This window comes from Faecalicatena sp. (genome assembly GCF_058819085.1).
Map to the genome: position 1 here is coordinate 40180 of NZ_JBZUUL010000025.1, position 11863 is coordinate 52042.

The following is an 11863-nucleotide window of genomic DNA, read 5'->3' on the forward strand; positions in this document are numbered from 1 at the left end:
CTTTTATGTTTTCGGCTACTTCAACGGCATTTTTTTGATCACCCTTGCACTGTTTGACCCCAGCTTTCGGCACTGCTCTCTGTCAGGCTCCTGATAAGCCTCGATGCTGCGTCCTTTAGGGAGCCCCCGCATCTTAAGCGTGATCCCCCTGCCTCGAACACCGATCCCGGAGCCGGGCATGGAATCATTGGCAGCAGCCCACGCCAGTGCATCCGGTGAAGCCTCCTCCATCTCTTTGATCTCATAGAATACGCCCTCTTCTTCAATCCCGGCGCAGACATCTTTTAAGACAGAAGGATCCGGCTTAAATACATAGATAAAAATAGATGGTTTCTTTATAATCATGATCGTTCTCCTGCATATGAAAGCACAAGTCCCGTGGCAACGGCATTGCGTGGGCCTTCACTTCCGCGGATATTGCCCCGTCCGCATACGATGCGGTATCCGGCAAATTCCTCCATAAGCATCTCCGGTATCTCAAAGTCTTCGGCAGAGCCTCCGACCAGAACCACATTCGGGATATTCTTAAGATCGTGTCCCGGAGCTACCTTTTTCAGCGCCCGAAAGGCATTGGTCACGAAGACCTTGTGCTTTGCGTCTCTGCGCACCTGGGCGATCTTTTCCATAGGGATATCCTTTTCTATGCGGATCAATCCGTCCTCTGCCAGTAAAACGACTCTTCCATAAAACCGCGGGTCAATGGATTCATCCACAAAGGTCATCTGTCCGTTTTCCATACGCATATGGAACAGGCTTTCTACCTTTGCCAGCGGATACCTTTTGATCTGTTCGGCCATATGACGGTCGCCTAATCCAAGCTCCGTCTCGATCAGCATGGAGACCAGCTCTCCGGCTCCGGCCTGGTGGGTCATGGTGACCTTTCCTTCTTCGGAAATGACGGCTGCATCGGTAGATCCGCCGCCCATATCCAGGATTGCCAGCGGCAGCTTCGTTCCCGGCGTAGTCAATGCCCCCAGGCTTGCCATGACAGCCTCAACCCCGGCGATCCTGACATCTGTTCCCAGTTCCATCTTAAGCTTTTCCGCGATCTCCTGCATCGGGAGTTTGTGTGTCTTTACCATTGCAGCGATTCCCACTGCCTTTTCCAGGCAGGTCTCGCCGGCAAGGGCGCCGGAGATCAGAACAGGTGCCATGGTATCGACGGCGAGGATATCTGTGATATGGATCTCTGCATCCGGTGTATGATCTAATTCACTCATTCCCTGTTTGATCCGGGTGAGCATATTGCCGACATTGGTATCCGGCTGTCCGCTGATGTCGTGGATATTCCCGGCATCCGAAACAGCCTGCATAATCTTCTCGGCCCCCTCATCCAGATTGATGGAGGAGCTGTTCTCTGCCTCGAAATAAATCTCTCCGGCAGGAAGTACATTCTCCCGGACATTGCCTCCCGGAGTCTTAAGCACCACGGCGCTGCGTTTCCCGATCAGGCTCTTGGCGATGGGAGTCACGGTGCGGGTCTCCTCTGCATCCAGGTGAAGCAGGGTGGCGATACCGTATGGATTGGAAAGCATCCGCACGGTCTGTCCCGGAAGAGCCACCTCTATGGCAGCCAGAACACCGTCCGGCAGCTTGTCGATCCGGGCCACCTCATCGATGATCGGGATCTTTTTACGCAGGCGGTTCTCCACAAGCACGGCTTCATCTGCCTGCAGGATCACCCCGGTGATATCCAGGGATTCCGCCGCCTGATTCAGGATGGCCGCTGTCTCTTCATAAGAATAAGTCTTCGATGCCGCCACAATATAAGGGATACCGGTTACTGCGCGGGAAATATTTTCGATCAGCAGGATCTCCCCTACTGCCTGTCCGGCCCCGGCGGGAGTGGAAGGATTATGCCCGATCATGGAGGAATCTGTGATGATCGTCTCCGTCAAGGTCTCCATCGCCGTATCGCCAATAACCGGAGCCGCTTCGTTGAGGCGGATCAGGGAAATATCGCTAATCTCCCTGCCTATCCTGCTCATAGCCTTCGTAAGTGCCGACTTAATGGCATGGGTATTCGCGACCGTTCCCTTGGTTCCGGTCGTCGGGCAGGAGGCGCTGGACAGAAAATGGATATTTCCATCCGCAGATACTTCTCCGATACACACTTCAGTTGTTGAATTCCCAATGTCTACTCCGGCAATATAACTCAAAGCAGGATCCCTCTTTTCTCATAAACCTCTGCGGCCTCCATCACAAGGCGTGCACAGTTCTTTGCATTGTATTTTTCCAAAAGCTCCTGAGCCATCAGAACCAGTTCCAGCTTGGTGGAGCGGTTCGGGCGCAGCTTGTCATACATTTTCAAAATAACATCATCCGGTACATCTACCAGCTCAGCGGCACGTTCAAAATTCTTTTCCATCGGGTCATTGCCGGCTTCTTTGGCAACCTGGCCCTGTGCCCGTAACATGTCCTTGGATATCTTGATATCATCAGCGGAGACATGGTTCTTCATGACTTCGTCCAATGTGATGTCAGTCAGCTTCTTCCCTGTCTTTGATGCAATCTTTTCTTTTTCGTGTTCTCCTAATGGGTACTGCATTTATTTTCCCTCCCATTCGATAATTCCGACTTCCGGATCAAGCTGTTCAGTCTCTGCGATATGCATCAATGCGGCTTTCACCTGGTATTTTGGTCTGGACATCGGGTCATTGGTACATGGAACAGGCACGACCTGCTCTCCTTTGACGTATTTGGCTGCATTCTTTCCGATCTTACGGTAGGTCTCCAGGTCCATTAAAGGTGCCTGCGGAAACAGCTCCAGATTGGAAAGCGGATACAGATCCTTCTGGTGGATGACTGTTGTTCCTTTGGACTGGATGCCTACACCGATTCCGGAGCCTGACAGCTTGGCAGCCTCTAAAGCCATAAAGCATACGTCTGAGGTGTCCAGGATCTTAACGACTCTCGGGATCATGCCCTCTTCCTCGATGCCGGCCTTTATATTCTTAAGCACATCCTCAAGCGGGATGCCGCAGATCGTCTTTTTGATCTCTCTTTGGAAAGCGGCGCCGACTCCGATGACGACCTCCTTCGGGTCTGTTCCCTTCTTAGCCCTTGGATAGGAGGCATAGGAGGTCTTAACCGGGTTGATCCTGTCACGTCCTTCCATCGATGGAACAGGGGCAGCTGCCGGACTTTTTGCATCCGTATTATCTGTTCTGTGTTTCATCTCTTCGAGGACAGCATTTGTTATCTGTTTTACTAAATCTTCATTTACCTGCATGCTCTTTCCTCCTATATATCCTGTGGGTTAATGATGTGAGGGATCTTCTTGATCTCCTCCCAGCGCTTTCCTTCAACACGGTATCCTGTTCCAGGTCCCATATAATCGTTCGGAGTGTTGACACCGGAAAGTACATGGAAATCCCGATCCAGGATCGCAGCAGTCTGCATGTAATCGCCGACAACGCGCTGCTTGAGCATGCTCAGCACACTCTCTGCGATATCCTGATATCCGGTCTCGGCCAGTGCTTTCACGACATCCACACCTGTGATCCCGCGCTTTAAAACATCCTCGGCAGCCATCAGATCCGCCGTTACATCGCGCGGCAGGGTATCCTTGCTTCCGTGGGCATAGGCAACAGCTTCCACCTGTTCATCAGAGATCGGGGACAGTCCGAGCTGTCTGAAAACAGCCTGTACCGCCTTGCCGGCTTTCATTCTTACACGGATGACTTCATCCTCGGTCACCGGCCTGAGTCCGCCGTCCACCTGCATATCTCTCTGCAATACATTATAATCGTCAAAATCCTCCGCATCGAAGTTCGATCCGGCGAACATGTTATCATAGTTCGGCTCAGCCGCATAGCCTGAGAAAATAAAATCGGTTCCCGGCAGGAACTGCAGCATGGTCCTTGCGGTTCTCCTCATATCAGAGTTGGAGAAGCTCTGATCATTGGAGGATGCACATTCCAGTCCCAGCAGCGCTGCCATAAGGTTCTCACTCATAACCTCGCGGATCCCTCCCGGCACAGCTCCCGGCACACCGATACAGCTTACCGAACCGTTCTGGATTCCCTGGCTTCCTGCGCCTTTGGTTGCATAGAGGCAGCGGCACTCCAGATAGAGCATGGATTTCTTCTCACTGTTGCCCATCAAGACCTCTGAGCCGGATCCGGATGTAAAGCGGACCTTTAACCCTCTGGAGGCATATGCGGAGTTCAAAAATGCTTTGGAATACGGAGTGTCGTCCCCGTCGATAAATACTTTTTCCGTTCCATATACAGAAAGTGTCTCAGCGTATGTAGTCAGGCCGCGTATTCCCAGCTCCAGCTCAGTTGCTTCCTCTGCGGAACACTGTGTCAGGACACCTGGCCGTCCGACCTGGGATCCGATCAGAAGTGCCATTGCGCTTAAGGGCGCATATCTTGCGACACCCATGGTGGTCTCTTCCTCGGCAAAACCCCGTAATGCGCCTTCAGCTGCGTCAGCCGCGATCTGCACCGGATCATCCTTTAAGTTCGTGATATGGGCCTGGTTACCCGGTGTCTTACGTGCCCGGATCTTCTGCATACCCATCATCAGTTCCACGACATTCAGGTGGTTCATGACCTCCACCATCTTGGCAGGGGTGATTCCGCTTACCACTTCCAGGATCTCCTTCCTGGAAACATGAATATCCACGATCATTCTGGCAATATCCAGTGACGGAACCGTCATGGATCTTTCTGCTCTTTCAATATTAATTGCATAATCAGCAATAAACTGGTCAATAAAATCAAAATCTTCTCTTTTTTTGCCGTCCAGTTCTACGATCCGGCCATTCTCAATCCTGATAGACGGCTTCGGATCATAAGGACTGCTCATTGCGACAAATCCCATCTCCGGCCATTCGTTGATATAGCCATCCAGATTAACGGGGCGCCGGTCCAGCGTTTCAATACGTTTTGATCTCTTCATTCTTCTCTTCTCCTAACGCATATTATCCCAAACAGTGTCACGCAGTGTGGCTGCGTATCTTTCCTCAAGGACATGTGTAATGAGATGCCCTCTGGGTGAAGCTTACAGTGCTTTTATTATACAACAAACACAAGGAAATAGCAATCTGTTATTGCGGAAAACATGCAAAAAACCACAAAGAAGGTGAGTGAAACCCACAAAAAACAACATTCAAGGGGGTTTATAGTACGGCTCCACTTGTAATTTTCTATCAGTCATGCTATCCTGAATTTATTCGAGGGACATGGGTCAGGTCAAATTATCATATCGCAGATACAAATTATTCTTTCTTCATTTTTCGAAGGGGTATCCAGAAAATAAAATAAAATGACAGAAGGAGGATTTATATCTATGATCCAGGAAGGACAACGAAAGAACCTTGTCAGGAAGCCGCTTTCGCGTGATGAGTATCTGCGAACACTTGCAGCCAGCAGCGAACGTATAAATATTTGCCTGACTAATGATTATGCTTTCCGTAAAGTTTTTAAGAACCCCAAAGTAGCAAAAGGATTTTTAATGGCTCTTATGGATTTAAAGGAAGAAGAGATCATTCATCTCGAAATACTCGATCCATGTGAAGTGGGGGAAAACGCAGATGAAAAAGAAGGTATACTCGATATTAAGCTCCATTTGAACAATGACCGAAAGATTAATATTGAGCTGCAGAACCGTTATCAGGCGGACTGGTCAGAGCGGAGTGTATTTTACAATTGCAGGATGTTTACCGAAGGATTCGTACATGGGGGTACATATGGAGACATGGAACCCTGCATCCATATCGGAATTTTAAATTTTTCTTATATGAAAAGTCCGGGATTCCACCACCGGTTTCTGTTGATGGATGACAAAACGTATGAAGTGTATAGTAGTAAATTTTTATTCCATGTGATAGAATTAAAAAAACTGGAAAGTACATGTCAGGATGAAAAACATCAGGAACTTTATCACTGGGCTAAGATGTTAGCGGCGACAGATTGGGAGGCGATTTGTATGGAAGCCAAAGGGAACCCATATATGGAAGCAGCAAAAGATGAGATGGAGAAGATGAATCAGAGCGAGGCGGAACGATATCTGTATCTCCGTAGAGAAATGGCTATCAGCGATGAAATCAGCAGGATAAGGACGGCTACAAATCAAGGGATCAAAGAGGGGCTAGAGAAGGGAATGGAAAAGGGGATTGAGAAGGGCCGCGAAGAAGGGTATTTATCACACCTGATCACCCTGGTTAAGAAAAAATATGATAAGGGTAAATCGGCTTCTGAAACTGCTGAGGCTTTAGAGGAATCCGTAGAAGTTATTCAAACTATTTATCATGTTATAGAAGAGAATCCTGATAAACTGAGTGATGATTTGATTCAAGTTGTGAAAGAAAAACTTGACCGTTTGAATCTGTTATAAATTAGCATAAGCTGCAGATTAAGGTATACCCAAAGGGCATCCCGTAACTCATGCCCTGCGGGCGGATCTGCAGCATTGCTGCAGATTAAGGTATACCCAAAGGGCATCCCGTAACTCATGCCCTGCGGGCGGGTCTGCAGCATTGCTGCAGAATAAGGTAGAAAATTGGTGCAAAATCGTACATCAGAACGATTTTGCGCCGTTTTATTTATAGGTATTGTCTATACATCTATAAGTTTCTCTACGATCATATCCATCTGCGCGCTTACCAACTTGTTCAGCAGTTAGTCCTGTACACAGCTTCTGGGTACGCGCATGAACCAATAACCATCGATCATAATATATTGTAGGTGAAATATCTGTGCATTTAGCTATGGATTTGCTACAATGTTAGTATACAAATATTGGGGGCAAAAGATATTTTACCGTATGATACCTACGGATTGTTACGCACTTCGTGCTCTCACAATCCTGAAACATTCGGAATCCGTCCTAATCGGGCTGTTTTCTTATGTTTTACGGGGCCCCTGGTATCATATACATGATATGAGTTGACATTTTGTCAAAAGGAGCGGCCTATGCGTATTACGAGTCTGCGGATCCGGAATTTTAAATCCATCCGGCATATGTACATTGAGAATATTGAAAATGCTCTGATTCTTGTGGGGCAGAATAATACGGGGAAAACGGCGGTGTTGGATGCGATCCGTGCGGTTGGAGGGTCCTACTGTATTCAGGAGGAAGATTTCCAGGAGGACTTTTCAAATATTGAGGTGTTTGTGACGCTGAAACTGGAAGAGGAGGATTTGGAACGTTTTCAAAAAAATGGGATCGTGAGCCAGTACCGGAGGAGCGAGGCCTGGATGAAGGACTTCAGAAAGAAGCTGCCCTCTTATGAAGAGAATGGGAACCTGAGCTTTGAGTTTATTGCAAATAAGGATGGCCGGGTCCGGTATCATGATGGGATCCAGAAGAATAATCCTCATATTAAAGAAATATTTCCACAGATTTATTATATGGATACGAGGAGGGAACTGGATCAGCTGCAGAATGATATGCTGATGCTGCAGGAGGATGAGCTGTTAAAACGGATGCGTCAGAACTGCTGCATATTTGACCAGTCCAAAATCTGTAACAATTGTTTTGCCTGTATCGGGCTGATCAATCAGAAAAAGCCGGAAGAGCTGGATGCTTTTGAGACGGCGAAGCTTTTGGATTATAAGCTGTATCGGCTGAACCTGGATTCATTTGCGAAGAAGGTGAATGAGAATTTCAGGAAAAACGGCGGGCAGGAGGAGATTGTTTATTCCATGAACCGGGACATGGAACGGATGCTGCTCGTGACAACGGAGATCAGAAATCGGGATAAAAGTGTATTAAAGGGCAGGACCAGGCCGATCGGGCAGATGGGAAAGGGCATGCGCAGTATTTATATGCTGTCTCTATTAGAGACTTATGCACAGGGGGAGGACCGGGTTCCAAGCATTATCATGGTGGAAGATCCGGAACTGTTTTTGCATCCGAAGCTGCAGAAGGTTTCCGGGGAGATATTGTATCGGCTGTCCAGGAAAAACCAGGTGGTGTTTTCGACACACTCCCCCAATCTGCTGACGAATTTTAACAGCAGGCAGATCCGGCAGGTGGTGCTGGATGAGGAAGGTTATTCTCAGGTCAGGGAAAAGACTGATATCAGCGCTATACTGGAGGATCTGGGATATACGGCAAGTGACCTGATGAACGTAAACTTTGTCTTTATTGTGGAGGGTAAGCAGGACAAAAGCCGTCTGCCCCTGTTGATCAGGAAATATTATTCTGAGACTTATGATGAAGATGGGAATCTGTCCAGGATCGCGATCATCACAACGAACAGTTGTACTAACATTAAGACATATGCGAATTTGAAGTATATGAACCAGATTTATCTGAAGGACCAGTTTCTGATGATACGGGACGGGGATGGGGAGGATCCGGAAAAGCTAAAGGGACAGCTTTGTAAATATTATGAGGAACGAAGCACAGAGGATGTGGATAAACTCCCCAGGGTCATGCCCCGGAATGTATTGATCCTTCATTACTATTCCTTTGAGAATTATTTCCTGAATCCCAAGATCATGGCACAGCTGGGGGTGATAGAAACAGAGGAGGCATTTTATGAGATTTTTCTGGAGAAGTGGAGAGAATATCTCTATAAGATCAGGAGCGGAAGACATTTGCAGGAGGTGCTTGGAGGGGATCTTAAGAGTACCGAAGATGTGAAGACGCATATGGAGGAGATCAAGACCTATCTGCGGGGCCATAACCTATATGATATTTTTTATGGAAGATACAGGGAGCAGGAACAAGAATTGCTGACAAAGTATATCGAGCTTGCACCGAGGGAGGATTTCAAAGATATCCTCGACTCGGTTGACCAGTTTATATACTTCGAAAGCAGGAAAAAATAAGAGAACTATTCAAAAGGAGAAAAAGGAATGTTGACATGTACTTATATTGTAGAAAAGATTGATGGAGATTACGCAATGCTTAAGAGGACGGATGAGACAAACCCCAATGCAGAACCCAAAATGGTGGCCCGGGCACTTTTGCCGTTGGATATCACCGAGGGGAGCAGGCTGCTGTACGAATATCTGCAGTACAGTATTGTGGAATAATGCAAAGGGGTCAGGCCCCTTTGCTCTCCATTTTCAGAATATTCTTAAATCATTCGATAGTAAGATAGCGAGATCATAATGTGAAGTAAGGCACCGTGCGTGTTAAGCTGGAATGTGCAACAGAGAGGATTGATAAGATGACAGAAAATAAAGAGAATTGTAACGATATGAAGGTAACAGGTGCAGAGGCGCTGCAATCCTGGTTTCAGCAGAATGGGCAGGAGATGATTCGGACAGCGGATGATATTTTCCGACACCCGGAGCTTTCGGGGGAGGAGGTTTATTCGTCGAAATGTCTGGCAGATTTTTTGGAGAAGCAGGGATTTGAGATCCAGTGGGATATTGCGGGATTCAAGACCGCCTTTACTGCACAGTGGGGGAATGCCGGGCCTGTCATAGGATTTCTCGCAGAATATGATGCACTTCCGGGGCTGGGACAGGAACCGGAATGTGAATACAGGCCAACAAATTCTCCGGGGCACGGATGCGGACACAACCTGCTGGGAACGGCGTGTGCAGGGGCGGCCTGCGCCCTGAAAGCGCAGATGGAAAAGGAAGATCTAACCGGGACGATCCGTGTGTATGGATGTCCGGCAGAGGAAATCGTGATTGGGAAGATTAAGATGAACGAGGCAGGAGTCTTTGACGATCTGTCTGTGGCAGTTACGTGGCATCCGTTTGACCGGAACCGGGTGAGCTATGACATTTGGCAGGCACAGGATGTAAAAAACTATAAGTTTTACGGTACTGCGGCTCACGCTTCAAAACATCCGGAGCTGGGGCGCAGCGCGCTGGATGCGGCAGAGCTGATGAATGTGGGAGTAAACTATCTTCGGGAGCATGTTGCAGATGATGTGCGGATGCATTACACATACACGAATACGGACGGACCGGCCAATATCGTGCCGGACTATGCTTCTACCAATTATTTTATCCGCTCTGCAAAACGTTCCAGGACAGAGGATGCTTCCAGGCGCGTGGATGACTGTGCAAAAGGCGCAGCGCTGATGACGGGAACAAGAGTGGAAATAGAATTGGTAACAAGTAACAAGGAAATGAAAGTGAACCAGACTCTGGCGGAAGTATTTTATCATGCCATGGAGCAGGTGCCTGTACCGGAGTATACAGAGGAAGAGCTTAAGTTTGCCGAGAGGCTGACCATGGAAGCCGGGCTGAATAACGATGGCATCTATTTTACCGGGCTGGAGCCCCTGGAGGATGAGCCGGTAGTGTTATCCATCGGAACAGACGTCTCCGATGTCAGCCACACTGTGCCTACAGTCATGCTCAGCGCCGCAGTGATGTGTAAAGGAACACCGCTTCACCACTGGTCCACAACAGCACAGGCGGGAATGAGCATCGGGCAGAAGGGGATGCTGTATATTGCACAGTGTATGGCTTTGGGAAGCTTAAGACTTTTACGGCAGCCAGAGAAAATTAAGGAAGCCTGGAGGGAAATGTAAAAAGGAGGTCATATCATGGGAATCATGGCAGCATTTATGGTACCACATCCTCCGCTGATCGTGCCTGAGATCGGCCGCGGTGAGGAAGGTAAGATTCAAAATACAATCGATGCTTATAAAAAAGCAGCCAAACGGATCGGGGAACTGGAGCCAGAGACCATTGTGCTGATCTCTCCGCATCAGATCATGTATGCCGATTATTTCCATATATCACCGGGAAAAAGTGCAAAAGGAGATTTCGGTCAGTTCCATGCGGGACAGGTCAAGATGGAAGTACAGTATGACCAGGCCTTTGTGGAGACACTCTGTAAACTGGCAGAAGCAGAAAAATTACCAGCCGGGACGATGGGTGAAAGGGACAAGCGCCTGGATCACGGAACCATGGTACCGCTTTACTTTATCAACCAGCACTGGGATCAGTATAAGCTGGTCAGGGTCGGACTTAGCGGCCTTACACTTACAAAGCATTATGAGCTTGGGCAGTGTATCAAAGAGGCGGCGGACATATTGGGCAGAAGAGTAGTCCTGATCGCAAGCGGCGACCTCTCTCATCGGTTGAAAACCGACGGGCCTTACGGATTTCAGGAGGAGGGCCCTGTATATGACGAGCGTATCATGGATGTCATGGGAAGAGCCGCATTTGGCGAATTATTTGAATTCTCGGAGGAATTCTGTGAAAAAGCAGGAGAGTGCGGACATCGTTCTTTTACCATGATGGCGGGTGCTCTGGACCGCGCAGAGGTCATCCCGGAACGTATGTCCTATGAAGGCCCTTTTGGCGTTGGATATGGTGTCTGTGGATATGCAGTCTGCGGCGGCGATCCCAAGCGTGACTTTATGGAGCAGTATGAGAGACAGGAAAGGAAACGCATACAGGAACGAAGCAGCAGGGAGGACTCCTATGTCCGGCTTGCCAGGAAGGCGATTGAGGAGTACGTCAGATCTGGCAAAAAGCCGGAGATCCCCCAGGGCCTGCCCAAAGAAATGTACACCCGGCGCGCCGGAGTATTTGTTTCCATTAAAGAAGAGGGGCGGCTGCGAGGCTGCATCGGTACGATCCAGGCTATGCAGGAGTCCGTCGCACAGGAGATCATCGATAACGCAGTCAGCGCTTCCACCCGCGATCCGAGGTTTCAGCCCATTGAGGAGGATGAACTGGACAAGCTGACCATCAGCGTGGATGTTCTGGGAGATATGGAGAAAATAAGCTCTCCTGAGGAATTGGACGTAAAACGCTATGGCGTGGTTGTGACAAAAGGTTATAAAAGAGGCTTGCTGCTTCCGAATCTGGATGGTGTGGATACAGTGGAGGAGCAGCTTGCCATTGCAAAAAGAAAAGCCGGGATCAAGGAACAGGAAGAAGTTTCACTGGAACGGTTTGAAGTAGTGCGCCACTTTTGACGC

At 48.6% G+C, this 11863-nt stretch carries 10 protein-coding genes; 5 read left to right on the top strand and 5 right to left on the bottom strand.

All coding sequences use genetic code 11. The annotated features are described in order from the left end of the window. Positions 1-15: 15 nt before the first annotated feature. The 5 genes from AC4OGX_RS12705 to AC4OGX_RS12725 are packed head-to-tail and all read right to left on the bottom strand — an operon-like array spanning position 16 to position 4908. The gene (locus tag AC4OGX_RS12705) at positions 16-345 is read right to left on the bottom strand and encodes a glycerol dehydratase reactivase beta/small subunit family protein (RefSeq protein ID WP_493330924.1); all 330 of its coding nucleotides are present in this window, start codon (positions 343-345) and stop codon (positions 16-18) included. Continuing rightward, positions 342-2159, bottom strand: a complete 1818-nt coding sequence (locus AC4OGX_RS12710; protein WP_493330925.1) for a diol dehydratase reactivase subunit alpha — start codon at positions 2157-2159, stop codon at positions 342-344. The genes AC4OGX_RS12705 and AC4OGX_RS12710 overlap by 4 nt, the downstream gene beginning before the upstream one ends. After that, the gene (locus AC4OGX_RS12715; protein ID WP_493330926.1) at positions 2156-2548 is read right to left on the bottom strand and encodes a diol dehydratase small subunit; all 393 of its coding nucleotides are present in this window, start codon (positions 2546-2548) and stop codon (positions 2156-2158) included. The genes AC4OGX_RS12710 and AC4OGX_RS12715 overlap by 4 nt, the downstream gene beginning before the upstream one ends. Next, positions 2549-3232, bottom strand: a complete 684-nt coding sequence (locus AC4OGX_RS12720) for a propanediol/glycerol family dehydratase medium subunit (protein ID WP_493330928.1) — start codon at positions 3230-3232, stop codon at positions 2549-2551. 11 nt (positions 3233-3243) lie between these two features. After that, positions 3244-4908: a propanediol/glycerol family dehydratase large subunit gene (locus tag AC4OGX_RS12725; RefSeq protein ID WP_493330929.1), complete on the bottom strand. Its 1665-nt coding sequence runs from the start codon at positions 4906-4908 to the stop codon at positions 3244-3246. Positions 4909-5298: 390 nt separating this feature from the next. Here AC4OGX_RS12725 and AC4OGX_RS12730 point away from each other — a divergent pair, with 390 nt between their 5' ends. The 5 genes from AC4OGX_RS12730 to amrA all read left to right on the top strand — a co-directional run bounded on the left by AC4OGX_RS12730 (position 5299) and on the right by amrA (position 11860). After that, the gene (locus AC4OGX_RS12730; RefSeq protein ID WP_493330930.1) at positions 5299-6345 is read left to right on the top strand and encodes an Rpn family recombination-promoting nuclease/putative transposase; all 1047 of its coding nucleotides are present in this window, start codon (positions 5299-5301) and stop codon (positions 6343-6345) included. Positions 6346-6923: 578 nt separating this feature from the next. Further along, positions 6924-8789 (top strand): ATP-dependent nuclease, encoded by a 1866-nt coding sequence (locus AC4OGX_RS12735; protein ID WP_493330931.1) that lies wholly within the window; start codon positions 6924-6926, stop codon positions 8787-8789. 27 nt (positions 8790-8816) lie between these two features. Continuing rightward, entirely contained in the window at positions 8817-8996 is a 180-nt protein-coding gene (locus AC4OGX_RS12740; protein ID WP_493330932.1) for a chorismate--pyruvate lyase, read from the top strand. 137 nt (positions 8997-9133) lie between these two features. After that, positions 9134-10459 carry an amidohydrolase gene (locus AC4OGX_RS12745; protein ID WP_493330934.1) on the top strand — a complete coding sequence of 442 codons (1326 nt, stop codon included), beginning with the start codon at positions 9134-9136 and terminating at the stop codon, positions 10457-10459. Positions 10460-10474: 15 nt separating this feature from the next. After that, positions 10475-11860: an AmmeMemoRadiSam system protein A gene (amrA, locus tag AC4OGX_RS12750; protein ID WP_493330936.1), complete on the top strand. Its 1386-nt coding sequence runs from the start codon at positions 10475-10477 to the stop codon at positions 11858-11860. The last annotated feature ends 3 nt before the right edge of the window (positions 11861-11863 follow it).

Excerpts from the sequence above, each read along its gene's own strand:
- AC4OGX_RS12720 (WP_493330928.1), bottom strand. The coding sequence starts at position 3,232 with ATGCAGGTAAATGAAGATTTAGTAAAACAGATAACAAATGCTGTCCTC.
- AC4OGX_RS12730 (WP_493330930.1), top strand. The coding sequence starts at position 5,299 with ATGATCCAGGAAGGACAACGAAAGAACCTTGTCAGGAAGCCGCTTTCG.
- AC4OGX_RS12745 (WP_493330934.1), top strand. The coding sequence starts at position 9,134 with ATGACAGAAAATAAAGAGAATTGTAACGATATGAAGGTAACAGGTGCA.
- AC4OGX_RS12740 (WP_493330932.1), top strand. The coding sequence starts at position 8,817 with ATGTTGACATGTACTTATATTGTAGAAAAGATTGATGGAGATTACGCA.
- amrA (WP_493330936.1), top strand. The coding sequence starts at position 10,475 with ATGGGAATCATGGCAGCATTTATGGTACCACATCCTCCGCTGATCGTG.
- AC4OGX_RS12715 (WP_493330926.1), bottom strand. The coding sequence starts at position 2,548 with ATGCAGTACCCATTAGGAGAACACGAAAAAGAAAAGATTGCATCAAAG.
- AC4OGX_RS12735 (WP_493330931.1), top strand. The coding sequence starts at position 6,924 with ATGCGTATTACGAGTCTGCGGATCCGGAATTTTAAATCCATCCGGCAT.
- AC4OGX_RS12725 (WP_493330929.1), bottom strand. The coding sequence starts at position 4,908 with ATGAAGAGATCAAAACGTATTGAAACGCTGGACCGGCGCCCCGTTAAT.
- AC4OGX_RS12705 (WP_493330924.1), bottom strand. The coding sequence starts at position 345 with ATGATTATAAAGAAACCATCTATTTTTATCTATGTATTTAAGCCGGAT.